Origin of the sequence: Gilvimarinus xylanilyticus (genome assembly GCF_024195295.1) — a bacterium.
Classification (GTDB): Bacteria; Pseudomonadota; Gammaproteobacteria; order Pseudomonadales; family Cellvibrionaceae; genus Gilvimarinus; species Gilvimarinus xylanilyticus.
The window spans coordinates 276,876-300,585 of sequence record NZ_JAMFTH010000001.1; the positions used below are offsets into that span (position 1 = coordinate 276,876).

Below are 23,710 nucleotides of genomic sequence, written 5' to 3' on the forward strand. Positions count from 1 at the left end.
GAGGGAAACTACCAGCCACCCAAAAACCCGATAAAAAACTTAATGGTAGCGGCGTTTAAAATATCGATAAAAAACGCCCCCACCAGCGGAACCACCAAAAACGCTTTGGGCGAGGGCCCAAAGCGGGTGGTCACCGCATCCATATTGGCAATGGCCACAGGCGTTGCGCCCAACCCCAGTCCTGCGAACCCCGATGTTATGACCGCAGCGTCATAATCCCGCCCCATAAAGTGAAACACGATATACAAGCCGAACAGGGTCATGACTAACGTTTGTACGCCCAAGACTAAAACGATGGGAGTAAAGGCGCGCCCCAGTGACCACAGTTGCAGCGCCATTAAGCTCATGGCTAAAAATAGGCTGAGCGATACCTGACCGAACTTATCAATATTGACGGCATTCAAGGGCACTTTGCAGACATCGGCGGCGTTAGTAAGAATAATGCCAGCGAACATGGCGGTAAGAAAACCGGGTAAAAGAATATTGTGCCCCGCCAGCAGTTGATTGGCGAGCGAACCCAGTTGAATACACAGCGCCAGCACGAATATGGTGCGCAGCAAATGAACCAGGCTGTAGGGATCGTGGGTTTCAGGGCTGGCAGCATTGAAAACCATTTCGGGCGCGGTTTCATCGCTGCTGTAAAGTTGATTTTTTTGAATGAGACGCCTAGCAATCGGGCCGCCGATCATGCCTCCCATCACCAGACCAAAGGTGGCGAAAGCAATGCCCAGCTCGCCGGCGCGCAACAGGCCCGCCGCTTCGGCCTCTTGGCCCCACGCGATCGCAGTGCCGTGACCACCGGCAAAGGAGACGCTGCCTGCCATTAAACCATACCCTGGATGCACCCCCCAAAGCTTGGCAATGAGTACGCCTGCCACGTCTTGGATGAGTAAAAAAATCGCCGCAATGGCCACCAGCTTGGCCAGCGCCCGGCCGCCATTAGCCAGAGTGTTAAATTTGGCGGATAAGCCGATGGTGCTAAAAAATACCAGCAATAAGAAGTCGCGTATTTGCATATCGAACAGTAGCCGTACACCGCCGATAAAATACAAAGCCGCCGTAATGACACTAAAGATAATACCGCCGGTCACCGAGGGTGGGATATTGCTGCGTTCCAAAACGCTAAAGCGCCGATTTACATAAAACCCCAGAAACAACACCAGAATGCTTAAAGTGAGAGTGGGCAGTGGTGGTAATGTTAGTGTATTCATGCGGTTCCTTGCGCGGCTAATAGCGATTGTGCAGCCTTGCTCTTATGGCTTTTCAGCCATCAGGTTCGTTTATGGGCGCGGATAACGCCTCTGCAAACAGTAATAGAGCGTTAATGCTGCCACAGATAGGGCGCCGATCACCAGTGATTTAAACGGTACGCTAAAAGCCAGTAGCAGGCAGAAAATCAGTCCTAGGTAACTGTAATGTGCCGGCCAATGGCGCTCGTTCGCTGTTAATTGCAGTGCCGAGAGATTGGCCAGCGCATAGTAAATCAGCACGCAAAAGGCGCTAAAGCCAATTGCTTCGCTTACGTCTAAGAAAATGATAACAAGCCCTGTAGTGATTGCTACGGTGACCTCAGCCCGTGCTGGTACCCGCCTTTTTTCTGACAACTTGGCGAAGAAAGTGGGCATGTCGGTGTTGCGACTCATGGCCATAAGCGTGCGACTGATGCCGGCAATCAGCGCGATTAGCACGCCCAGGCAGGCCACGGCCGCTACCGCCCGCAGCGCGGGTTCCCAAGCGCTCAAGCCCGCGCTTTGTAAGGCTGCGACCAAAGGTGCTGAGGTTTGGCCGAGCAAGGGGCCAGGGGTGACCAACACCACGCTAATGGCGACTAAAAGGTACAACCCTAAAACAATAAACAGTGCCACAGGAATCGCCCGGGTCAGAACCCTGGCCGGGTTTTTCACCTCCTCTGCCAAAGTAGCCAGGCGGGCGTAACCGGCAAAGGCAAAGAACCAGATAGCAGCGCCTTGCACGATTCCATAGATAGAGAAACCCTGAGCGGAGAAAAGCCGCTCGATGTCGGTGGCAGGTGAGGTTGCGCAGAGTAAGGCGAGAAGCAAAAGGCTGCTGATTACCAGAACCACGATGGCGCGGCTGATGCGGGCGGTTTTTTGAATGCCCCACAGGTTAAGTCCTGTCAGTAGCGCCAGGGCGATGAGGGCGGCCGGTTTTTCATAACCGGGCAGGGCATAGTGGCCAAAGGTAAGGGCCATGGCGGCGCCCGATGCGGTTTTGCCCGTTAAAAAGCAGGCTCCGGCGATAAAACCCGCCAGTGGGCTTAAACGCTCGCGGGCGTACAGGTAGGTTCCCCCCGCTTGGGGGTGGCATGCGGCCAGCTGCGCGGATGACACCGCGTTACAGTAAGCGATAAAACCCGCAATCAACAACGAGACCATCACATATTGGCCCGCTGCCTGATAGGCCTGGCCTATGGCGGCAAAGATACCGGCGCCCAGCATGGCAGCAAGGCCGATATAAATGGCGTCTTTTAGAGAAAGGCTGCGCTCCAGCGACTGCATAAAGGCTCCGTTTGACCTGCTAAGGAACCTAAAATACAAAGGCGGGCCCGTCTATGCAACGAGTCCGCCTAAATGTGCTGATATTAAAGACTTAAAACTGATAGGCCACTGTCGCTTTAATATTGCGGCCCGGTTCATAGTCGGTCAGAAACAGCTCGCCAAAGCGCGGGTGGAAACTGGTGCCTGTGCGCGAGGACTGAGAGGCGTAGAATTCGTCAAACACATTGTCGATCCCGCCGGTCAGTAACAGGCCCTCGATGGGCTCCCAGCTCATGGAAATGTTGTGTACCGTGTAGCCGTCTTTAGAGTTTTCCAAGGTTGCGCCATCTAAGTCCGGAGCCGCGGGCACATCGCCCACCAGCAGCACGTCATAGTGGAAGTTCATATCCAGTGCGCGCAAATCGTAATCTAGGTTGAGACTCCAGGTGTCGCCCTGCTGGCGATCCAAGCGCGCGCCTTCATAGTCTTCGTAGCCCGGGTAAGCGGACAATTCGCTTTCGGCATCCGAGTAGGTGAGCAGGGTGCGCAGGCCGCCCAAATCATAGCCGATGTAAGCCTCGCCGCCGGTGATTTCCATATCGCCGATGTTGTCCATCACGGGGCTGGCATATTGATAGATATAACCTTCGATATCGGTGCGGAAAAAGGTTGCGCCTAACGAGAAGTTATCGGCCCCTAATACCGCGTCGCCATAGGCGAAAGACAATTCATCGTTGCGGCCGGTTTCCGCCTCAAGCTCGGGGTTGGGATCTTCAAATAGGCCCGCGCCGGTAAAGACTTCGGAAAGCTCGGGGCCTTTGAAAAGTTCGGTAGATGAAAGCTTAAAGACTAGGGCGTCGGTGGGTTGGAATTCACCGGCCAACGAGAAAGTTACATCGTCAAAACTGTTATCGACCACGGCTGAGTCTATGTCGTAGTCGTTGTAGCGGGCGCCGGGAATAATGGCAAATTGCCCGATTTTAATACGGTCCTGAACAAACAGGGCCGAGTCTGTGGCTTCTTCACCGGCTCGGTCTACACCCCCTTCGGTGTAAGTGGCGGTATATTCGGTCTCGTACTGAATAATATCTACGCCATACGTCAGGGTTTGTTCCACCGTATTGCCCCAAACGGTTTCGGCTAACACATTAAAGCCGGTGTTCTGGGCATCGCCTTCCACCACTGCGGCCCAGGAAGCAAAGCCTGGGTTTTGCGCATAGCCGGACTCGTCGCGCCACAGGTTGCTTTCGTTCATAAAGGCCGCGGCCTTGATCGTGGTGTGGCTGCCGAGGTCGAGGTCGTAGTTGGCAGTGTAAGTGTCGCGCGAGAATTCGGTGGGCCACAGCAGTGGTACTTGCAGCGATTCGGTAATGGCCATATCGGTGGCCAGCCCCATATCCGGACGGTAGCTGTAGTTGCCCTCATCCACATAGTGCTCGTAGCCAAACTCCAGGCGCTGGCTCGAGGTGATATCGAAACCGATTTTGATCAGGGCATCGTCCAGGGTGCCCGCCAGACCGCGTACCATCCCATCGGTGCCGGGTATCACAGTGCCGTCGGCACCCTTAATTTCGCCGCCGCCCACTTCGTAATCATCGCGCTCCACGTGGTTATAGTAGGCCAGTAAGTCGATGTTATCGGTCATTTGCGCAAAAGCCGCTAGGGAATAATTCTCGCCCGAGTTGTCGCCATAAGTGCCCGACACCCGACCGCCAAAGCGCTCGCCCGCGCCCAGCATATCTTTGGCCTCTTTGGTTTCAAAGCGCACCGCACCGCCCAAGCCACCGTGGATAACCGAGTTGGTGCCTACATCAATATCCACCGATTTTAAAATGTCGGCGTGAATTTGCAGGTTGCCCATATGGTGGTACATGTAGGTGTTCTGGTTAGCGCCATCGATGCTAATGCGTAAATCTTTGTCGTCCATGCTGCGGATGGTGATACGCTGGTTCATGGAGTGAGCGCCGCCCACATCAACGCCGGGAATGGTGCGAAGCAAATCACTGATGTGATCGGCCTGGCGAATCTCGATATCGCCCGTGTCCATATACACTGATGACGCGCGCACTTGCGTGCCCCAGACCACCATTTGCTCAATTTTAGGTTGTTCGGTGTCATCCACTTGGGCAGTGGCGGTGCAAGCGGCGGTCAGCAGTACCGTGGCCGCGCAGTAGGATTTGTACATAGTATTCCCCATCTTTCGTGTCCGGATTCCGTTTGTCTGAATAGCGTCACCACCAAACCCAATGGGAATGGTGGTGAAAGCTAATGTTTTATGAGAATTGTTAGCATTTATGATACAGTCCTATTCGATTTAAAAAGGTTGCGCAATCGTCAAGCTGTTATGAGAAATCATCACTATGAGTTGGCCAGCACCTGATCAGCACCGCGTCAGTGCAGATCAATTACATCGTAAAATTCTTCCTCTAAACCCCGATCATCGTTTGCAGGGCGATTGTCGAGGGCCTTTGGTGGAAGGACATATTGAGTTTCAGCGGATCGGCACCGATTTGTCGGTGCACTGCCTGGCGGGGCGCGAGCTGGTAGACACTCGCAGCAGCAGTGAAATTAATGCGGGGCTCAGTATTAATATCTTTCTAAAAGGCCGTGTGAGTTTTGCTTTGGGGCTCGAAAGCTTCAGGGTGAGTGCCGAACACAGCCCTCTGGGCCTGACTCTGGCGGTATCCGAGCCGCAACCATTCACTCGCTTTTTATGCAAAGGGCAAGAGGTGGTCAAGGTGAATGTCAGTGTTTCTAAGGCCTGGCTAGCCAGCCGTTTGGATGAAACCAGCATTGCTTCGCTGATGCACACATCGGTAACGACCTGGACTCCTTCCCGTGCGCACATCGAGCTGGCCCAGCGTTTGATGGCGTTAAGCCATTCCTCTCGGACGAGTCTATTGTCTTACGAGCTCTGTGCGCTGGAGTTGGTGTCTTTGATCACGGAACAAGCCTCTGTCGGCCAGCATTCCAGCAACCCCTTAGCACCCAATGAGTGTGGGGATAGTTTATGTCGCCAGCTGGAGTCCTTTGTGGAAGGTGAGTGCGATTTGCAAACCTTGGCGAGTCGCTTGGGGATGAGTGTCAGCACCTTACAAAGACGCTTTAAAGCCGCCCAAGGGATTACGGTTATGGAGTATTTACGCCGTCAGCGTTTAGAAAAAGCCCGTCGTGCGCTTTTGTTAGCGGGGGCCAGTGTGCAACAAGCGGCCTATCTGGCAGGCTACGAGCACCCGGGAAATTTTGTAAATGCTTTTAAGCGTCTGTTCAACGTCACCCCGGCGGCTTTAGTGCGTGCGCATCGTAAAACCTCGGTGGGTTGCTGACCTTTGATAGACACTGTAACGAGTTTATGACTAGACTCCCGCAATAAGTTCATTGCAAGGAGATACCATGGGTTCGGGATTTATTCGAGTTGTCATTTGTTGGGCAACTTTGGTTTCGCTAAACGCTCAAGCTCATTCAGACTCATCCCATACCTCGGGCGAGATTAGTATTGAATCCAGTGCTGGGCAAACCCCCTGGACCCATCTGGATTTTAATAATGATCCTCAAGCATTTCAGTTTGCTATTGTTACCGATCGCACGGGTGGTCTGCGTCCCGGGGTTTTCTCTCAGGCAGTGGACAAGCTCAACCTGCTGCAGCCAGAGTTTGTGGTGAGTGTGGGTGATCTGATTGAAGGCTACACCGATAATCGCGCGCAGCTGGAGACCGAGTGGAACGAATTCGATTCCATGGTACAGCGCTTGGATATGCCATTCTTTTATCTGGCCGGTAACCACGACTACACCAATCCGGTCATGGCCGATGTCTGGCGTGAGCGCTACGGCGACAGCTACTACCATTTTACCTATCGCGATGTGCTGTTTGTGATGCTTAACTCCAACGATGGCGGCAAAACCCATACGTTTTCCCAAGCTCAGATTGATTGGCTGGAGACTACCCTGAAGGAAAATCCCGAGCCCCAGTGGACGCTTATTTTTACTCATTCTCCATTGTGGGATCGCGACGAAAAAGATCGTTGGGACGAGATAGAGAGCTTATTGGGCGAGCGCCCATATACAGTGTTTGCCGGCCATCATCACCGCTATGTCAAAGATCAGCGCCACGGACGTAAATACTTCACCCTGGCGACCACCGGCGGTATTACCAGCGGTCGTGGCACTCGCTTTGGTGAATTTGATCATGTGGTGTGGGTGACCATGAGCGAGCAAGGTCCCATTATTGCCAATATGATGCTGGACGGTATTTGGGGCGAGGATGTGCGCACCGCCGAAATGCGCGATCTGCAAACGGCGATGATCGACAAGGGGCGTTTATCCCTGCCCGCTATCTTGTACCGCGATAAATTCAAAAAAGGCGTCGCTCAACTGCGGCTCAAAAACGATTCGGATACTCCCTACCAGTTTAAAGCGCAATACCGCTCGTTGGGCAAGGCGAAAATCGAAGGGGAGAATTCGCTGAACATCACTGTGCCACCCAACGAAATAGTGACACCGAGTATAGCGGTAGCGACTGAGCGAAAGATTACCGACGATCAAGATCTGGCGCAGGTTGACTGGACTCTGAGTTATCAACTTAACGATGAAACCATTGAGTACGCCGGAAAGGAGACTCTTTCGGTGGCCCGCGAACGACCGCTCAAATCCCTGCGTCGATTTCAACTGGATGGTGAACTGGATGAATGGTCGCGCCAACTTTTCTACCCCAACGCCGAGGGCGCTTTTTTCAACACCGAGGGCTTTCACGGTGATGCCGATGCCAGCTTTCGGTGGGCCGCAGCGCGTCATCAAGATGGCTTGGTCTTGGCGGTGGAGGTGGTGGATGATCATCTTCAGCGCAGTGCCGACGGCATAGTACCCCAGCAGGACTTTGTGTATTTCACCCTGGATGCCCGCACCCAGGTCCGCCGCAGTATTAAGCAAACCTATGACAACCGCGTCCCCGGCCAGCAGACCTTGGCGTTACTGGCCCCTTCCAAGGCGATCGAGCCTGAGCTTAGGGGCGATCCGGAATTACCCGAGGGCGTAGACTATGCCGCTCGCCAGACCGAAAAAGGGTATAGCGCCGAGATTTTTATTCCCGAGGTGGTGTTGGATAGCATTCATGGCAGCCCCTGGACCGGGGTGCGCTTAAATGTGCAACTGCGCGATGCCGACCCGAATGAACCTGGGCCTACCGGTCGCCAGTGGATGCCCAGCTGGGGCACCGAATGGGCGGTTGGCGGTTCGGGTAATTTTTATCGGTAACAGCGAATTGGCTTACCAAATGGCCAGGGTCCGGCACTCGTGAAGTGTCGTACCACTGGTCGCTCACCTATTCAGTTTTCCCGACATCGGCCGATATTCTCTAAGTCGGTTTAAAAGCGGGTGGGGCCCTTGATCCAAAGTCTCACACTTAATGACGCCATGTGCCTGCGCTAATCCCGACTATACTTACGTTGCTGCGGAATTTACCAGCGCCTATTTTTGCGCTTATCAGATAGCGAGTTGAATGCTATGTTTTTCCAGAATAAAGGCCTTGCAGACAGGGTTCGGGAGCTTGAAGACGAGTTAAAGGTTTTCTCGGATATTCAAAGTGATTTGCAGCAGGAAATGATCAGCTTTTGGCTGGATTCTGACTGCGTCATCAAAGGCGCTAACCAGAATTTCTTCAGGTGTACCGGTTACGGTGATTCCGACATTCGGGGGAAGCCCTTAAAAGAGATCTTGGTCTCCAGTTCATTGGCGAAAGACCATGGGCGGCGTATGCTCGAATGTATTGAACAGGGGAAGCATTGGCACGGGGCCGTGCAAATCGTTAAAAAAAATGGCGAGGAGGCCTGGTTTAGAAGTATTTTTCAGCCTCGCACGATGCAAGCGGGTAAGCCCCCTGAGCTGGTTAGCTATTCCACCGAGCTGACCCAAACTATTTCTCAGTCCCGAGAGCATCAAGACATGCTGCAAGCGCTGCATCGCTCATCAGCTGTGATTGAATTTACTCTCGACGGAACCATACTCGACGCCAATGAAAATTTTCTGTCCTGTGTGGGCTACAGCAAAAGCGATGTAGTGGGTAAGCATCACCGCATGTTTTGCACTCCTGAGACTGCCCAGTCCTCCGAGTATGCCGCCTTTTGGGGCCGGCTGGCGCGGGGTGAGTTCGTATCCGATCGTTTTGAGCGTGTGGGCCGTTCGGGCAATGTCATTTGGTTAGAGGCAAGCTACAACCCTATTCGTGATGATACCGGCAAATACTACAAGGTGGTTAAATTTGCCACCGATATCACCGAGCAAATGAAGCGCGAGGCGGCCATTACCGAAACCTCAAATATTGCCTACGAGGTGTCGCAAAAAACTGATGCCGATACCGACAAGGGCATTCGGGTAATCAACTCGACTATTGAGACCATGCAGGGGCTATCCAGTCTGATGCAGGACGCTAGCAACGGTATTAATGAGCTGGACACCCAGTCCGAGCGGGTTTCATCGCTGGTCGATAGCATTAAAGCCATCGCTGATCAAACCAATCTGCTCGCATTGAACGCGGCCATTGAGGCGGCCAGGGCGGGTGATCAGGGGCGGGGTTTCTCGGTGGTTGCAGATGAGGTTCGGCAGTTGGCGCTGCGTACCAGTGAGGCCACCGAACAGATTGTTGAGGTGGTCGCTGAAAATAAGCAGCTCACCAAAAAATCCGTTTCGCTCATCGAAGCCAGCCTTGCCGACGCCCGTCGCGCTTTGGAGTCGTCCAGTGAATCAGGCAGTGTAATGAACGAAATTCAGGCCAGCGCGCGCCAAGTGGTGGATGCTGTAAGCGAGTTTAAGCGAACCTTGTAGTAGCGATTCCATTCAACGGTCCCTCTCCTTGCCGCCCGGTTGATTGCGCGGCACGACTTGTTTCTACCCCCGTGCTCGGTTAACGTTTAAACCCATAATAAACTCCGGCAGCGTCCTGTTTCGCTACCTTGCCGGAGGCACAGGCATCCCTTATGGCCTAAAGACATAAGGAATGAATCGCAGAGCCCACACCACTCGACACTAACAGATTTGCAATAGGTTATATTCATGAACACAAGTACGACAAACCTGATTAAAGATCAGGCCAATGGCAATAGCTGGTTGCGGCTGGCAAGCGAGTCGACCGCAAGATTTACGGACTACGGAATAACTCCGACGGTGCTGGAAACCGAGGAAGATGTTGGGGAGGCGATGTTAAACGAGTTGTTAGCCACCGCTGCAGAAAAAGACGGCGATATTAATATTGCCTTGCTCGGGGGGCGCGGCGCGCAGCAAATGCACCGGTTGCTGGGTAGGCTGGCGAAATCGGGTGAGCGCGATGCACTTTTGGCGCGCTTGAATGTGTTTACTCAGGATGCGCTGGCGCCCATGGGAATGGGTAACGGATTCAGTTTTGTGCGGGATTTCGAGCGCATACTGGGGGAAGAGTTTTTTCAGAAAATAAAAAGCTTTACCCCCATGCGCACCGATGCCGATGATTTGGAAGCGGGATTGGTTGAGTATCTGCAAAAATTAGAGTCGTTAGGTGGGCTGGATATTTTCTTTATTGGCCACGGCCCCGAGGATAATCAGGCCTCGCATCTGGCTTATATCAAGCCATTTTCCGGTGCTGAGCATCAGCATGTGGCCGGCATTATCCCTATTTCCAGCAGTATTTTAGAGCATCATATTAGCAAGTTTAAAGCCGGTGGCAGCCAGGTAAACGAGACCGATGAACAAGAGTGCCGCGCGGCGGAGTTTATTCTTACCCTGGGGCCGGCGGCTATCTTGCAGGCGAAAAAAGTGGTGCAGTCTGTGGTCGACGCCGATTCGGCACCAGCGAAAGTAAAAACCTACGCCAAGGTGTTGCATACTCAGTTAAGTGAAGACAAAAGCCAGGCTTTGCGACAGTTGGATGAAAATCCGGGATTGTGGATCAGGTTACACCCCAATGTTAAGTCATTTGTCTTACCCAATGTTGGAGTATAATGCCGGTTAACAATTGACCACGAAGCGATGGTGAGAGGTATGATATCGGTATGCCTCTCGCCAGTGGCTAGAATCTAATACGCTAAAGTGGATATTGGCTATGCCTCCCAAGCTTTCGCCCGACATAGAGGCTATTTTTAGCGGCTACCCGCAACGCGCGCAACACACGCTCATGTGCGTGCGTAATTTGATTTTCACCCTGGCCGATGAACAAAAACTGGGGCCGGTCACCGAGTCTGTCAAGTGGGGCGAGGCAAGTTTTGCGGTAAAATCAGGAACCCCCATTCGGCTTGACTGGAAGGCTGAGGCGCCGGATGAGGTAGTGATTTTCTTCCATTGTCAAACTCACTTAATTGCGACGTTTCGCGAAGTTTATCCGGATGACTTTGTCTATTCAGGCAATCGCGCCATGTCGTTTGCACTGAATCAAGGTGCGGCTCATTCTCCTCTGGCTCACTGTTTATCGGTGGCACTTAACTACCAGCGGGTAAAGCAACTACCGCTGTTGGGAATGTGACAGGAGTAGCCAATGGAAATCTGCGACATATCCGCGGCGGATACTTTAACGCTGCGTAATGAGGTTCTGCGTCCCAACCAGCCGCTATCGGCTTGCAAGTTCGCCGGAGATGATGACACTCAAACCCGCCATTTGGGTGCAATCAATCATGGTGAGGTGGTGGGAGTCGTATCACTCTATCGCAATGCACACCCGCAGGTTGCCGGGCGCGATCCTTACCAGATTCGCGGTATGGCGACTAAGCCTAGTTTTCGGGGGCAGGGGCTGGGTGCGCGTTTGCTGCAGCACGCCGAAAGCTATGCGATGTCGGCGGGCGGCGATATCATATGGGCGAACGCGCGTCACCAAGCCCTGCAGTTTTATATTCGCCAGGGATATAAATTGGCGTCCGACGAGTTTGTGATCGACGGGATTGGGCCTCATTTTTTGATCGCTAAGGATTTGTCTTTTGTCAGAGCTTAAAACCTTCGGCTTGTTTTTATTGACCGCTCTCGCTGAAATTGTGGGTTGTTATCTGCCGTATTTATGGTTGCGAGAAGGTAAATCCATCTGGTTGTTGGTGCCGGCTGCGGCGAGTTTAACCTTGTTTGCGTGGCTGCTGACCTTGCACCCTACGGCGTCGGGAAGAGTGTATGCCGCTTATGGTGGGGTTTATATTGTTATGGCGATTCTCTGGCTGTGGTCGGTGGATGGTATCAAGCCAACGGTTTGGGATTTAGTGGGCTCAGGCGTCGCTTTATTGGGTATGGCTATCATTATGTTTGCGCCGCGCGGCGCCTAAAAAAGTAGTAAGGAGAATGTCATGGCGTGGGTCTATCTGGCTGTCGCGATTGTGTCTGAGGTAATTGGTACATTGGCCCTTAAGGCCTCCGAGGGTTTTTCCCAGGCAGGGGCGAGCACGGTGTGTGTTGTTGCTTATGGCGTGGCCTTTTATGCCCTGTCGCTGGTGGTTAAAAGCATACCCCTGGGCATTGCCTACGCGATTTGGGCGGGCGCCGGTATTGTTCTCATTACCGCCGTCGGAGCGGTTTGGTACAAACAGCTACCCGATGCCCCCGCGTTGGTGGGGATGGCGTTTATTATCACTGGAGTAGTGATTATTAATGTGTTTTCCAAGACCGTAAGTCATTAGTCGTTATTAAGCCGCCAATGTGAATTGGCGGCTTAATAACGCGGTGTATGGATGCGCCGCCGCCAGCGTTAGCCGGTCGATTGGTTGTTTTAAAGTTGTCTAAAAAATGCCAGTCTGATTTGGGAGTATAGGCAATAAAAAAGGCCGGATGTCATCCGGCCTTTTTTATTGGAAGGTCGTTTTAATGGGGTTATTCTATTTCCAGTGCCTGTTTAAACGATTCCAAATAGGTTTTAACTTTAGCGCGGTTTTCCGGCCCGATGCGCAGCATCAGCTTTTGCGGTTCGGGCAGGGCTTCTATTTCCGGGTCGGCGTATTTGTACATTACCGTGGGGCGCTTAAGGGTTAGGGGGCCATCGATATCGGGGGTGGCCAACAGGGTGTTCACTGCCTCCAGCACCACTTTGCGAAATTCACCTTCCAGTCCCTGTTCGGCATAGGCCTCGTCAAACATAGGCGCCATGGTGTCGTACATCTTGGCCAGGTTTTCCGGCGGAATTGATTCCATTAGGGCGATGTGTTTTTCGTAGCGCTCGTAATTGGCATCGGTCAGTTGGTATTCGGGTTCGGCGCCACCGGCCGTCTGAGTCACGCCCATGGTTGGTAGTGGCGACAGCACCGGGCGGTATTGGTTGACCAGGCGGCCCTCGGAAACCCCGATGATCGCGCGCACCGTTTTGCGCACGGTTTCTTCGGGTACCACCAGTTTGACCAGTTCGGGAGGTGCGGCCTGGTTTAGCTCGCCGCTGACAAAGTCATCGCTTTCGTTCAGTGGAGGTACGACCACTTCCGGTTCTGGTTCGATCTCAGGCTCCGGCGTTGTCACGGGCTCAGGCTCGGGTTCCGGCTCGGGCTCTGGGGCTGGCTCAGGCTCTGGAGTTGGCTCGGGTTCGGGCGTAGGCGCCACCGGCTGAGGCGCAGGGGGCGTGGGGAGGGATTCGGGTTCTGCTTCCCTGTTTTTGCTCCAGTAGATAAATCCACCCAGCACTAAAATAATAATCAGTACGACTACAATAACCAGTAAATTACTGGGCGACTTACTGTTACTCATAACGGCACCTGATCGAGTTATACATTCCTTTGGGTTGTTCCCTGTATATTACATCAATATTGTTAGATTGACTTGCAATACCAGACTTTGCGCAAGGGCGGCCAGTATTACAAGTCTTGGAATGTTATTTATCGTTATGGTTCAAATTTGTGGCGTTAATTGCCTCTCAAGTGCATCGGCCATCGCCTTGTGTTGGGCCCCGGTGGGGTGGGCGTCGCACTGATCGCCCGGGTAGTAGGGCGAGTCCACCTGAAATAGTCGGGGGCTGTCAACACGGGCGATGGTGTGGGCAATATAGTCGCGCAGAACCGTCTTTTGTGGGCGCTCCGGATCATCGTCATTGACAATGGAACCCTCGGTGAGCGCGATTTTTGCCTCTGGGTAGAGTGACAGTAGGCGCTGGGTAAAGTCCACATAGGCGCTCACAAACGCCTCTTTTTCGGGCAAAGGGCCAATGCCTAGACTAAAGTCGTTGGTGCCCAGCGATATCAGAATAATCTTCGGTACAAAGGCCTGCAAATCGGCTTGGGGCTGTCCCGGCTCGGGGATCGATAAGTCGAAGAACTGCGGCGCCTGCAGGTCATCGGTGTTGCCATTCCAGCTGCGGATTAAGCCTCGCCCACCGTAGCACACCAGCTGGGTTTCGGCATTGAGCGCTTTGCCCAGCCGCATCCCGTAGGAGTTGTCCGAGTCGGGTTGGCGCGGATTGCTGTCGCAGTGGTGCGCGGGTGGGGTGTAAACCCCTTCCCCGCAGGTGACCGAGTCGCCGATCACCAGAAGCTTGCGCTGGGGCGGAGCGGGTGGAGCGCGAAACTCACCTCCAATAAGGTTAAATCCCTCGACGGTCACAATGCCGCGCCAGGTCTCGCCCACGTGGCTGACTCTAACCGTATGAGCCTGAGTGCTGTTTTCGACTAAAGGGTAAACCCTGGGCTCAGCGCTGACCTGAAAGCGCTTGGGAGGCTGATCGTCCACGCGCACGCTCATCCAGCTTTCGCCTTTATTGCTTACAGCGGTCATTGTCAGAGTGCCGCCGGAAATACGCACATTGGCGCTGACACTGGGGTAGCCAAAGCGCACCTCGCCGTCTTGAGCCGCATGGCGGCCGCTCCAACGCACGGCTGGGTCATCGGCGTTCAGTGTTGTCGTCTTGGGAGCCTGGGCGCAGGCGCTCAGCAGGCCTACCAGGAGCAGCGCGAAAACGTGTTGTGCCGCCATTGGACTACTCCTTGTCCAGCGCGCTTTTAACCACAGGCAGCAGGGACTTAACCCAGATACCGTAGCCTTTGGCGTTGGGGTGCAAGTAGTCGCCCATAATCTCGTTGCTGATGCGGCCGTCGTCTTGTAAAAACAGCTCGCCAAAGTCGTAAAAGTCTACCCGCTCGTGCGCGGCCAGAGTTTGCAGTTGCCGGTTGGTGTCTTTCACCCACTGGCGCTCGGTGGTGTTGGGCTGCTCGCCAAAGGGCAGTACCGCTTGCAAAATGACATGGGCGTTGGGGTAGGCGGCCAGTGCTTGGCTGAGCAGCTGTTGCACTCCCGCGAAGGTGTCTTCGGGGCTGGCTTGATTGTGCAGGTAGTTATTGACCCCGGCCATTAATACCACCAGCTCTGGGTCCAGTTTTTCGACATTGCCGTGCTCAAAACGCCACAGCATATTTTGCGTCAGGTCGCCGCCAATGGCGAAATTGACCGCGTCCAGGGGGGCGAAGTGTTCCTGCCAGATGGTGTGGTCCCAGCCCTCGGTGATGGAGTCGCCTAAAAACACAATCCGGGCTTCACCCTGCTCGGCCAGGGCGACGTCGGCGGCGTGGCGCTCGTACCAGCCGGAGACACTCATCCAGTCGAATTGTTGGGTGCGTGGTACCGGCTGCACCGATAGGGGGGCGGCGCTGGCGAACACGGAAAAGAAACCGGTTACAGTGGCGAGGGATAGGGCAGTTAGGGCTTGGCTCAGTTTCATTTTTACTCTCTTTTTAGTGTTGCACTGGGTTTGGTTGGGGTTATTGTTTGTTAAAGCTTGAGCCCCAGACGGATATTGGCCGGCTGCAAACTGGCGGTACCCGAAAGGGTCAGGACTAAATCGAGCATATCATCCCAGGGGTCGGCATTGCGCATGCCCTTAATCGCTCGGTCTACACCATTGGCTTGGCGCAAGAGCAGCTCGAGGTGGGGGCGCTTAAGGCGCCGCAGCGCGCCGCCAAACAGGCCCTGGCGCTTGCCCCAGACTTTGGCCTGCTTCATGGCCCAGTCCGGGTGCTTGCCCTGTTCGATCAGCGAGGTCACCTGCAGCAGTTGGCGAATATCGCGGGTCAGGGCCCACAAAATTGCAGGCGCCTCGGTACCTTCGGTTTTCAGTCCCTGCAGGCTTTTAACGGCGCCCCGTGCGTCGCCGGCTAGGGCGCGATCCGCCAGGCCAAAAACGTCGTAACGGGCGCTGTCGGCCACCACTGACGCCATCAGCTCGGCATCCACCCGACCTTCAGGGGCCAATAGCTTGAGTTTCTCGATTTCCTGTACGGCGGCCAGCAGGTTGCCTTCAATGCGCGAGGCCAATAGATCAATGGCGCCGCTGTCGGCGCTAAGTCCTGCTTTCTGCATGCGCTGCTCAATCCAGCGTGGCAGTTGCGGCGGGTCAATGGGCCAGATGGGAACATGCACCCCGGCATTATCCAGGGCTTTGTACCACTTGCTGCGGGTAGTACTGCTGTCCAACTTGCCGCTGACAATTAACAGTAAGTTATCGTCGCTGGGGGTCTGAGCGTATTCGCCCAAGGCGCGTGCGCCCTTGTCGCCGGGTTTGCCGGTAGGCAGGCGCAGTTCAATCAGTTTTTTGCTGGCAAATAACGATAGGCTGGTGGCAGCGGTGTGCAGTTGGCCCCAGTCAAAGCTTGGGTCGACATGGTGCAGCTCGCGCTCGCTAAAGCCCTGTTCGCGCGCAATGTGGCGCAGGCTATCGCAGGCCTCTTGCACCAGTAAGGGTTCGTCGCCACTGATCAGATAGATGGGCGCGAGCGACTGAGAGGCCGCGCGCGCTAGCTGATCGGGGCGGACCTTTGCCATTTATTGCGGGGCTTGGGTCGCTTGTTGGTCTTGCAGTACAAAGTAAGAGCGGCGGATTATCTGCTGTACCAGCTCGCGGCGCATATCTTCCAGCAGCATATCCTGCTCGCGATCCAGGCCTGTGGTATCGCTGGCATCGTAGGAGCGGCGCACCTGCACCCGCTCGGGCTTACCGATTACCGCATTGTGTTCGTCGCGCAACTGATAATCTAGTGCCAGAGTCAACTCGTAGGCGGCGGCGAGACTGTCGTTGCCGATACCTACAGTGCGGCGGTTGAGCTGTTCATCGCCCAGGGCGATGGTGTACTCAGCGCCTTTTTCTACCACTTTAATGTCCTGGCTCAGTAGCGATTGCTCCAGCTCGCGCAGCAGCTCGGTGTGCTGCTCGCTCGAGACAATGCGCACGCTGTCAATGTCCAGCGGTGGCATTAGATAGCCGCGCGGCTGCCAGCCGCAGCTGGTTGCCAGAAGTGCCAGAAAAACCCAGATAATAGAGCGTTTAAATTCCATTCTTAATTCGCCACAATGTTGACCAGTTTGTTGGGGACGACGATTACTTTGCGTACCGTAACGTCCTCCAAAAAGCGCTGCACATTTTGCTGTGCTAAGGCCTGAGCTTCGACATCAGCGCGATCGGCATCCACCGGCGCTTGCATCTTGTCCCGAACCTTGCCATTAACCTGCACCACGACTTCGATGGATGAGCGCTTGAGTGCAGCATCGTCCACTTTGGGCCAGGTGGTGTCCAGCGGTATGCTATCGTAACCCAAAGCGCGCCACAGTGCCTGACTAATGTGCGGCACGATAGGGGCTAACATCAAGGTGGCCGCCTCTAACGCTTCGCGCTCTACCGCGAGTCCTTGCTCGTTGCTGCGATCGGCCAGCTTGCTCACCTCGTTCATCAGTTCCATGACGGCGGCAATCGCAGTGTTAAAGGTTTGTCGGCGGGCATAGTCGTCGCTGACTTTGGCGATGGTTTCGTGGGTCTTGCGGCGCAGGTCTTTTTGCGCATCGCTCAGATTGTCGGCATCCAGCTTGCCCGGGGTGCCTGCGGCCAGGTGAGCGTGCAGGGTTTTCCACAGGCGGCGCAAAAAGCGATGCGCGCCCTCGACGCCCGAATCGCTCCACTCCATGCTCTGCTCGGGTGGGGCGGCGAACATTGAGAACAGGCGCACGGTGTCGGCGCCGTACTCTTCAATCAGCTCGGCCGGGTCGACGGTGTTGCCCTTGGATTTACTCATCTTGGTGCCGTCTTTGAGCACCATGCCCTGACACAGCAGGCGCTCGAAAGGCTCATCGCAATCCACCAAGCCCTCGTCGCGCATCAGCTTGTGGAAAAAGCGCGCGTACAGCAGGTGCAAAATAGCGTGTTCGATACCGCCCACATACTGATCCACCGGCAGCCAGTAGTTGGCGGCGTCGGGGTTGAGCATGCCGTCGGTAAAGTCGGGGCAGGTGTAGCGGGCGTAATACCAGGATGACTCCATAAAGGTGTCGAAGGTGTCAGTCTCGCGCTCTACCGGCTTGCCGTCCACCTCGGCCTTACGCCATTCGGCGTCGGCCTTAATGGGCGATTGCACCCCGTCCATTACCACATCTTCGGGCAGCAGCACCGGCAATTTGTCCGCGGGCACCGGAATTTCACCGTCGCCGGGCAAGTTAAACATAGGAATGGGCGCGCCCCAGTAGCGCTGGCGGGATACGCCCCAGTCGCGCAGGCGATAGTTGGTTTGCACCTTACCTTTTTTGGCCGCTTTTAAAGTTTGCGCAATGGCGTCAAAGGCGGCTTTAAAGTTCAAGCCGTCGTACTCGCCCGAGTTCACCAAAATACCTTTATCGACAAAGGCTTCTTGGCTCAAATCAATCTCGCTGCCGTCTTTGGGGGCAATAACCTGCTGAATCGGTAGGCTGTATTTTTGTGCAAACTCAAAGTCGCGCTGGTCGTGGGCGGGAACGGCCATTACCGCGCCCGAGCCGTAATCCATGAGCACATAGTTGGCAATCCACACCGGTACTTCTTCATTGGTGATGGGGTGCAGGGCTTTCAGGCCCGTGTCCATGCCTTTCTTTTCCATATTGGCCATATCGGCCTCGGCTACCGACTGCTCTTTGCACTCGGCCACAAACTGGGCAACCTCGTCGTTGTCGGCGGCCAGCGATTGTGCAATCGGGTGCTCGGCGGCCAGGCTCACGTAGCTGACGCCCATAAGTGTATCCGGGCGGGTAGTGTAAACCTCAAAGCCCGTGTGTTCGGCGTACTTGGCGGATAAGTCAAAGCGCATTTCAATGCCGCGACTTTTGCCGATCCAGTTGCGCTGCATGGTTTTGACCTGCTCGGGCCAGTGGGGCAGCTTGTCCAGGTCTTTTATCAGCTCTTCGGCGTAGGCGGTAATGCGGATAAACCACTGCGCCAGCTCGCGGCGCTGCACCGTGGTGCCGCAGCGCCAGCAGCAGCCGTCTTCTACCTGCTCGTTGGCCAGCACTGTCTGGTCTTCGGGGCACCAGTTCACCGCCGAGTTCTTTTTGTACACCAGGCCCTTTTCGTACAAACGGGTAAAGAACCACTGCTCCCAGCGGTAGTATTCGCTCTGGCAGGTGGCCAGTTCGCGGCTCCAGTCAAAGCCAAAGCCCAGCTGTTTCAGCTGGCCTTTCATATAGTCAATATTGGCGTAGGTCCACTTGGCGGGCGCAGTGTTGTTTTTAATCGCCGCGTTTTCCGCCGGTAGGCCAAATGCATCCCAGCCCATGGGGTGCAGCACGTTCTTGCCCTGCATTCGCTGGAAGCGGGCAATCACGTCGGTAATGGTGTAGTTGCGCACATGCCCCATATGCAGCTTGCCGCTGGGGTAGGGGAACATCGCCAGGCAGTAGAATTTCTCGCGGCTGGTGTCCTCGGTAACGGCGAAGCTCTGGTTCTCTTCCCAGTATTGCTGGGCCTCGGTTTCCACCTCGGCGGGGTGATATTGCTCTTGCATTTTGGGCTGAAATTCCCTGCAGTTAAATGGGTGATTGTTAAAGAGTCGGGCATTATAGGGTGTCGGTCGCGCCAGACCAAGGGGCGCGCGTGCCTCAATTGCTTTAATTAACCGGCAAAAGGAGTTGATTTGGCAGGGGGTTTGCCCTAAAATCGCGGCCCCTGTAAACGGCGCAAGTCCTCGAAACCCACGGCAAGGCTGTGTTACTTCGTGCCGTCCAAGACCATTTGGAGCAAATATGTACGCAATTTTTGAAAGCGGTGGCAAGCAGCATCGTGTAGTGGAAGGCGAAACCCTGAAGCTCGAAAAGATCGAAGTCGCCACCGGCGAGAAAATCGAATTCGATAAAGTGTACCTGGTAGCCAACGGCGACGACGTTAAAATCGGCGCACCTGTTGTAGACGGCGCTAAGGTAACTGCCGAGGTGGTAAACCACGGCCGCGCGGATAAGGTGAAAATCATCAAATTCCGTCGTCGTAAGCACTCTATGAAACGTCAGGGTCACCGTCAGTGGTACACTGAAGTTAAAATCACCGGTATCAAAGGTTAAGCAGGAGTTTACTCATGGCTCACAAAAAAGCAGGCGGTAGTACACGTAACGGCCGCGATTCGGAAAGTAAACGCCTTGGTGTTAAGCGCTTTGGCGGTGAAGCTGTTTCAGCCGGCTCTATCATTGTTCGTCAGCGTGGCACCAAGTTCCACGCCGGTGTAAACGTAGGTATTGGTAAAGACCACACCTTGTTTGCCAAGTCTGACGGCACTGTTAAGTTTGAAACCAAAGGTCAGCACAACCGTCGTTTCGTTTCTATCGAAACTGCGTAATTGCCCTAAGGTTTGGCTGCCCGGCAGCCACCCGGCTTAGGCCGGATGTAAAAGAGCCCCGTCGATTAGCGATGGGGCTTTTTTTGTTGGTGTAAACTATACCAACGTCATTTAATGTATCAGCGGGGTTTACCGTGAAATTTGTTGATGAGGCACCAATTTTTGTAGAAGCCGGTCGCGGCGGCAATGGCTGCCTGAGTTTTCGGCGGGAAAAGTTTATTGCCAAAGGTGGCCCCGATGGGGGCGACGGCGGCGATGGCGGCAGTGTGTTTCTGCGCGCCGACGAAAACCTCAACACTCTGGTGGACTACCGCTACACCCGCCGATTCCGTGCCCAGAGCGGCGAATCCGGTCGGGGTAAAGACTGTCGCGGTAAAAGCGGCGAGGACTTAACCCTGCCCGTGCCTGTAGGCACCACGGTAATCGATGTGGATACCGGTGAAACCCTGGGCGATATGACCGAGGCGGGGCAAATACTAAAAGTCGCCCAGGGCGGCTTCCACGGCCTGGGCAATACTCGGTTTAAATCCAGTACCAACCGCGCTCCGCGCCAGACCACGCCCGGTAGTGAAGGCGAGGTGCGCCAGATTAAGCTGGAAATGAAAGTGCTGGCGGATGTCGGCCTGTTGGGCTTGCCCAACGCCGGTAAAAGCACCTTTATTCGCTCGGTCAGCTCGGCCAAGCCCAAGGTGGCCGACTATCCCTTTACCACCCTGGTACCCAACCTGGGGGTGGTAAAAGTGCAGGCCCACCGCAGCTTTGCGTTGGCCGATATTCCCGGGGTGATTGAAGGCGCCGCCGATGGCGCGGGCCTGGGGATTCGCTTTTTAAAGCATTTAACCCGCTGTCGGATCTTACTGCATGTGGTGGATGTGGCGCCGCCGGATGGCTCCAGCCCCGCGGAGAACGTGCGCACCATCACCCGCGAGCTCAAAACCTTCAGCCCCCATTTGGCCCAGCGTGAATGCTGGCTGGTGTTGAACAAAGTCGACTTGCTGCCACTGGAAGAGCGCGACGCAATCTGCCAAGCCATTATCGACGAGCTGGATTGGCAGGGGCCGGCGTACCACATAGCCGCCGCCAGTGGCCTGGGGACCGATGCATTGGCCTCGGCGCTTATGAGCCACCTGGAGTCTCTGTGGCAAGCTGAAAGCGATGACCCAGAGCTCAAGCAAGCCGAGTATGACTTCCAGGAGGCCATGCAGGCCGAGGTGCGCGAGCGTATCGAAACCCTGCGCGAAGAGCACCGCGCCGCCCGCAAAGCACAAAAGCAGCAAAAAGATGAAGACGACGATGACGATGATGACGGCGACGTAGAGGTGGTCTACGCGCCTTAAGTGTCGTCTGCCAGAGACAAATTAATGACAAGACGTCAGGAAATAACCCGCGCGCGCCGCTGGGTGGTCAAAATAGGCAGCGCCTTGCTCACCAACGATGGCAAGGGGCTCAACTACGCCGGCATTTCTCACTGGGCCGAGCAAATGGCTCAGCTGCGCCAGCGCGGAATCGAGCTGGTGCTGGTGTCCTCGGGTGCCGTCGCCGCCGGTATGACCCGCCTGGGCTGGCGCGAGCGACCCACCGAAATCCACCGCCTGCAGGCCGCCGCTGCGGTGGGGCAAATGGGGCTTATTCAAACCTATGAGGCCGAATTTGCCCGGTTTGATTTGCAAACCGCCCAGGTGTTGCTGGATCACGACGACTTATCTTCCCGCGAGCGCTATCTGAATGCTCGCTCGACCCTAACCACCCTGCTGGAGTTGGGCGTGGTGCCGGTGGTCAATGAAAACGACACGGTGGTCACCGACGAAATCCGCTTTGGCGATAATGATACCTTGGGCGCGTTAGTGGCCAACTTGGTCGATGCCGATGTGCTGGTGATTTTGACCGATCAGGACGGCATGTACAGCGCCGATCCGCGCAGCAACCCCGACGCCACCTTAATCAGCGAAGTTGCGGCGGCGGATAAAACCCTGGACGCCATGGCCGGCGACGGCGGCAGCCTGGGGCGCGGTGGCATGATTACCAAAGTACGCGCGGCCAGGGTGGCAGCGCGCTCGGGGGCCGATACCCTAATTGTGGGCGGGCGCCAGGACAGTGTCCTTACCCGTCTGGCCGATGGCGACAACCTGGGGACCTATCTGTGGGCCGATCAGCAGCCCCAGGCGGCGCGCAAGCGCTGGATTGCCGGGCATTTGCAAACCCGTGGCACCCTGGTGTTGGATGACGGGGCGGTCAAGGTGCTAACCGAAAAGGGCAAAAGCCTATTGCCGGTCGGGGTAAAGGCTGCGCGGGGTGAGTTTACCCGTGGCGAGCTGGTGGTTTGTGTCGATAGCAGTGGACGCGAAGTGGCCCGTGGGTTAATTAATTATCACGCTTTTGAGGCGGCCAAGATTATCGGCCAGCCCAGTGCCCATATTGGTGAGCTTTTGGGGTATCGGGGCGATGAAGAGCTGATTCACCGGGATAATCTGGTAGTGACCATTTAGTATCGTCGAGGTCATTACGGAACAATTAATTCGTTCCGTTAGATTGCATTTTACTATTCGATAATAATTATCATTAGCGTTATAGTGCTTTCTCGAAAGGGAGAGTGCTATGTCGGAAAATGCAAACCAGCAGCCGGGGCTTCAGCAGCGACTGCAAGATTATGTCTTTTCTCGTTTGGGGTCGCAGGCCGTGGCCCGCCGCGCTGCGGCTGAAACCGTTCAGCGCATGAGTCACTGCGATGTGGTGAAAAGCGTGGGCAGCCCCGAAATTTACATGCAGGGCTTTGCGCTATCGGTAGCTTTGCGGATGCGCGAATATCATCAGGAGGAGGGCACACCCTGGTGAGCACCTCCTTGTCCGTTCCTCAGTACTTTCTCGATCATTTATACAGTCATGCCGTGGCGCATCGGCGCTGGCCGAGTTTGGGGCTGCGCGATCTCGCTGCCCGAGAGTTATGGCAAATGTGTCGGTCCGATCGTCCGCGCGCCCAGGCTAATCGGCATTGCCTAGAGCACAGCGTCTGGTTTGATAACCGTTGTTTAAAACTGTTGCGTACCCGGCCCGATATTAACTTTGTGAATATTGGCGGAGGTCTGAATACGCGCTTTTACCGCTTGTGCCAAAGTTGCGATTGGCCACGGTTTACCTGGTGGGATCTGGAGTTGCCAGAGTTCTACGATTGTAAAAAACGCTTGTTACCACGCCTTGATCACTACTGCCTGCAGTCTTTTCAGGCTCATACCCTGGCCGCTCAGCTAAGCGATATTATCGCGCGAACCGACCAAACCGTCGTGCTCTTGTGCGAACGGCCCGCAGCCTACTTAACGCGCGCCCAATGGCAAGATCTGGGGCGCAGTGTCTCGGCTGTGCAGAGCCACTCAGATGTACACCTATTGTTTGATTGCCTGGGGCGAGGCACGGCTTTCTGGCCCAGAGCTCAGCGTTTAAGTGCGGGGTATCCGCAGATTAATTTTACCCAGCCGCATGCTTGCTGGGGCCGGCAGCTCGGCGCCGAGCTGCTGCAGGGCTCTTGGGTTCGCAGTAGTATCCTCTGGCGCAGCTGGCATGCGGAGCATTGGCGAATAGCTCCAGGCGCAAAAAACTGTCAATAAAGCTTTGGCGGCGTCGGTCATTGTCGTTTCATATGAAAATGGCAAAGTTTGTGCTTGCAATGCAATAGAAATAAGCGGGCGATCGATTCGC

The 23,710-nt window shown here is 55.1% G+C and carries 23 protein-coding genes; 14 read left to right on the top strand and 9 right to left on the bottom strand.

What is annotated here, in order from left to right; all coding sequences use genetic code 11:
• Positions 1-8: 8 nt before the first annotated feature.
• From gltS to M6D89_RS01215, 3 genes are all read right to left on the bottom strand, one after another.
• Positions 9-1,211 (bottom strand): sodium/glutamate symporter, encoded by a 1,203-nt coding sequence (gene gltS / locus M6D89_RS01205; protein WP_253966207.1) that lies wholly within the window; start codon positions 1,209-1,211, stop codon positions 9-11.
• Positions 1,212-1,280: 69 nt separating this feature from the next.
• A complete protein-coding gene (locus M6D89_RS01210) occupies positions 1,281-2,519 on the bottom strand; it encodes an APC family permease (protein ID WP_253966208.1) in 1,239 nt (412 codons plus the stop codon).
• 91 nt (positions 2,520-2,610) lie between these two features.
• Positions 2,611-4,683 (bottom strand): TonB-dependent receptor domain-containing protein, encoded by a 2,073-nt coding sequence (locus M6D89_RS01215; protein WP_253966209.1) that lies wholly within the window; start codon positions 4,681-4,683, stop codon positions 2,611-2,613.
• Positions 4,684-4,858: 175 nt separating this feature from the next.
• On the opposite strand from M6D89_RS01215, the gene M6D89_RS01220 reads away from it, so the two are divergent.
• The 8 genes from M6D89_RS01220 (at position 4,859) to M6D89_RS01255 (ending at position 12,112) form a co-directional block, all read left to right on the top strand.
• Entirely contained in the window at positions 4,859-5,824 is a 966-nt protein-coding gene (locus M6D89_RS01220; RefSeq protein WP_253966210.1) for a helix-turn-helix transcriptional regulator, read from the top strand.
• A 67-nt stretch (positions 5,825-5,891) separates the two neighbouring features.
• Complete coding sequence (locus M6D89_RS01225) at positions 5,892-7,748, top strand: metallophosphoesterase (protein WP_253966211.1); 1,857 nt, start codon at positions 5,892-5,894, stop codon at positions 7,746-7,748.
• A 249-nt stretch (positions 7,749-7,997) separates the two neighbouring features.
• On the top strand, positions 7,998-9,314 hold the full coding sequence (locus M6D89_RS01230) for a methyl-accepting chemotaxis protein (protein WP_253966212.1): 1,317 nt from the start codon (positions 7,998-8,000) through the stop codon (positions 9,312-9,314).
• 228 nt (positions 9,315-9,542) lie between these two features.
• The gene (locus M6D89_RS01235; protein ID WP_253966213.1) at positions 9,543-10,463 is read left to right on the top strand and encodes a 6-phosphogluconolactonase; all 921 of its coding nucleotides are present in this window, start codon (positions 9,543-9,545) and stop codon (positions 10,461-10,463) included.
• Between the two features lie 100 nt (positions 10,464-10,563).
• Entirely contained in the window at positions 10,564-10,980 is a 417-nt protein-coding gene (locus M6D89_RS01240; RefSeq protein WP_253966214.1) for a DUF1801 domain-containing protein, read from the top strand.
• Between the two features lie 12 nt (positions 10,981-10,992).
• The gene (locus tag M6D89_RS01245) at positions 10,993-11,442 is read left to right on the top strand and encodes a GNAT family N-acetyltransferase (protein WP_253966215.1); all 450 of its coding nucleotides are present in this window, start codon (positions 10,993-10,995) and stop codon (positions 11,440-11,442) included.
• Positions 11,429-11,761: a YnfA family protein gene (locus M6D89_RS01250; protein ID WP_253966216.1), complete on the top strand. Its 333-nt coding sequence runs from the start codon at positions 11,429-11,431 to the stop codon at positions 11,759-11,761. Before M6D89_RS01245 ends, M6D89_RS01250 begins: the two co-directional genes overlap by 14 nt.
• 21 nt (positions 11,762-11,782) lie before the next feature.
• On the top strand, positions 11,783-12,112 hold the full coding sequence (locus tag M6D89_RS01255; RefSeq protein WP_253966217.1) for a DMT family transporter: 330 nt from the start codon (positions 11,783-11,785) through the stop codon (positions 12,110-12,112).
• A gap of 190 nt (positions 12,113-12,302) precedes the next feature.
• On the opposite strand, the gene M6D89_RS01260 is transcribed toward M6D89_RS01255, so the two are convergent.
• From M6D89_RS01260 to leuS, 6 genes are all read right to left on the bottom strand, one after another.
• A complete protein-coding gene (locus tag M6D89_RS01260; protein WP_253966218.1) occupies positions 12,303-13,163 on the bottom strand; it encodes a DUF3014 domain-containing protein in 861 nt (286 codons plus the stop codon).
• 141 nt (positions 13,164-13,304) lie between these two features.
• Complete coding sequence (locus tag M6D89_RS01265; RefSeq protein WP_253966219.1) at positions 13,305-14,381, bottom strand: SGNH/GDSL hydrolase family protein; 1,077 nt, start codon at positions 14,379-14,381, stop codon at positions 13,305-13,307.
• Positions 14,382-14,385: 4 nt separating this feature from the next.
• A complete protein-coding gene (locus tag M6D89_RS01270) occupies positions 14,386-15,123 on the bottom strand; it encodes a GDSL-type esterase/lipase family protein (protein WP_253966220.1) in 738 nt (245 codons plus the stop codon).
• Between the two features lie 50 nt (positions 15,124-15,173).
• Positions 15,174-16,223, bottom strand: coding sequence for a DNA polymerase III subunit delta (gene holA / locus M6D89_RS01275; protein ID WP_253966221.1), 1,050 nt, complete (start codon positions 16,221-16,223; stop codon positions 15,174-15,176).
• The gene (locus tag M6D89_RS01280; RefSeq protein ID WP_253966222.1) at positions 16,224-16,733 is read right to left on the bottom strand and encodes an LPS-assembly lipoprotein LptE; all 510 of its coding nucleotides are present in this window, start codon (positions 16,731-16,733) and stop codon (positions 16,224-16,226) included.
• A 2-nt stretch (positions 16,734-16,735) separates the two neighbouring features.
• Positions 16,736-19,198 (bottom strand): leucine--tRNA ligase, encoded by a 2,463-nt coding sequence (gene leuS / locus M6D89_RS01285; RefSeq protein ID WP_253966223.1) that lies wholly within the window; start codon positions 19,196-19,198, stop codon positions 16,736-16,738.
• A gap of 238 nt (positions 19,199-19,436) precedes the next feature.
• Here leuS and rplU point away from each other — a divergent pair, with 238 nt between their 5' ends.
• The 6 genes from rplU to M6D89_RS01315 all read left to right on the top strand — a co-directional run bounded on the left by rplU (position 19,437) and on the right by M6D89_RS01315 (position 23,619).
• On the top strand, positions 19,437-19,748 hold the full coding sequence (rplU, locus tag M6D89_RS01290) for a 50S ribosomal protein L21 (protein ID WP_253966224.1): 312 nt from the start codon (positions 19,437-19,439) through the stop codon (positions 19,746-19,748).
• A 14-nt stretch (positions 19,749-19,762) separates the two neighbouring features.
• A complete protein-coding gene (rpmA, locus tag M6D89_RS01295; protein WP_253966225.1) occupies positions 19,763-20,020 on the top strand; it encodes a 50S ribosomal protein L27 in 258 nt (85 codons plus the stop codon).
• 134 nt (positions 20,021-20,154) lie between these two features.
• Entirely contained in the window at positions 20,155-21,357 is a 1,203-nt protein-coding gene (cgtA, locus tag M6D89_RS01300; RefSeq protein WP_253966226.1) for an Obg family GTPase CgtA, read from the top strand.
• A 24-nt stretch (positions 21,358-21,381) separates the two neighbouring features.
• Entirely contained in the window at positions 21,382-22,506 is a 1,125-nt protein-coding gene (gene proB, locus M6D89_RS01305) for a glutamate 5-kinase (protein WP_253966227.1), read from the top strand.
• Positions 22,507-22,615: 109 nt separating this feature from the next.
• Positions 22,616-22,852 carry a hypothetical protein gene (locus M6D89_RS01310; RefSeq protein WP_253966228.1) on the top strand — a complete coding sequence of 79 codons (237 nt, stop codon included), beginning with the start codon at positions 22,616-22,618 and terminating at the stop codon, positions 22,850-22,852.
• Positions 22,849-23,619, top strand: a complete 771-nt coding sequence (locus M6D89_RS01315) for a class I SAM-dependent methyltransferase (RefSeq protein ID WP_253966229.1) — start codon at positions 22,849-22,851, stop codon at positions 23,617-23,619. Before M6D89_RS01310 ends, M6D89_RS01315 begins: the two co-directional genes overlap by 4 nt.
• Positions 23,620-23,710 lie beyond the last annotated feature (91 nt).

Excerpts from the sequence above, each read along its gene's own strand:
- M6D89_RS01210 (WP_253966208.1), bottom strand. The coding sequence starts at position 2,519 with ATGCAGTCGCTGGAGCGCAGCCTTTCTCTAAAAGACGCCATTTATATC.
- M6D89_RS01215 (WP_253966209.1), bottom strand. The coding sequence starts at position 4,683 with ATGTACAAATCCTACTGCGCGGCCACGGTACTGCTGACCGCCGCTTGC.
- M6D89_RS01260 (WP_253966218.1), bottom strand. The coding sequence starts at position 13,163 with ATGAGTAACAGTAAGTCGCCCAGTAATTTACTGGTTATTGTAGTCGTA.
- M6D89_RS01280 (WP_253966222.1), bottom strand. The coding sequence starts at position 16,733 with ATGGAATTTAAACGCTCTATTATCTGGGTTTTTCTGGCACTTCTGGCA.
- M6D89_RS01255 (WP_253966217.1), top strand. The coding sequence starts at position 11,783 with ATGGCGTGGGTCTATCTGGCTGTCGCGATTGTGTCTGAGGTAATTGGT.
- leuS (WP_253966223.1), bottom strand. The coding sequence starts at position 19,198 with ATGCAAGAGCAATATCACCCCGCCGAGGTGGAAACCGAGGCCCAGCAA.
- gltS (WP_253966207.1), bottom strand. The coding sequence starts at position 1,211 with ATGAATACACTAACATTACCACCACTGCCCACTCTCACTTTAAGCATT.
- M6D89_RS01310 (WP_253966228.1), top strand. The coding sequence starts at position 22,616 with ATGTCGGAAAATGCAAACCAGCAGCCGGGGCTTCAGCAGCGACTGCAA.
- M6D89_RS01270 (WP_253966220.1), bottom strand. The coding sequence starts at position 15,123 with ATGAAACTGAGCCAAGCCCTAACTGCCCTATCCCTCGCCACTGTAACC.
- M6D89_RS01245 (WP_253966215.1), top strand. The coding sequence starts at position 10,993 with ATGGAAATCTGCGACATATCCGCGGCGGATACTTTAACGCTGCGTAAT.
- rplU (WP_253966224.1), top strand. The coding sequence starts at position 19,437 with ATGTACGCAATTTTTGAAAGCGGTGGCAAGCAGCATCGTGTAGTGGAA.
- M6D89_RS01230 (WP_253966212.1), top strand. The coding sequence starts at position 7,998 with ATGTTTTTCCAGAATAAAGGCCTTGCAGACAGGGTTCGGGAGCTTGAA.
- proB (WP_253966227.1), top strand. The coding sequence starts at position 21,382 with ATGACAAGACGTCAGGAAATAACCCGCGCGCGCCGCTGGGTGGTCAAA.
- M6D89_RS01225 (WP_253966211.1), top strand. The coding sequence starts at position 5,892 with ATGGGTTCGGGATTTATTCGAGTTGTCATTTGTTGGGCAACTTTGGTT.
- M6D89_RS01265 (WP_253966219.1), bottom strand. The coding sequence starts at position 14,381 with ATGGCGGCACAACACGTTTTCGCGCTGCTCCTGGTAGGCCTGCTGAGC.
- rpmA (WP_253966225.1), top strand. The coding sequence starts at position 19,763 with ATGGCTCACAAAAAAGCAGGCGGTAGTACACGTAACGGCCGCGATTCG.
- M6D89_RS01235 (WP_253966213.1), top strand. The coding sequence starts at position 9,543 with ATGAACACAAGTACGACAAACCTGATTAAAGATCAGGCCAATGGCAAT.
- M6D89_RS01240 (WP_253966214.1), top strand. The coding sequence starts at position 10,564 with ATGCCTCCCAAGCTTTCGCCCGACATAGAGGCTATTTTTAGCGGCTAC.
- M6D89_RS01220 (WP_253966210.1), top strand. The coding sequence starts at position 4,859 with ATGAGTTGGCCAGCACCTGATCAGCACCGCGTCAGTGCAGATCAATTA.
- holA (WP_253966221.1), bottom strand. The coding sequence starts at position 16,223 with ATGGCAAAGGTCCGCCCCGATCAGCTAGCGCGCGCGGCCTCTCAGTCG.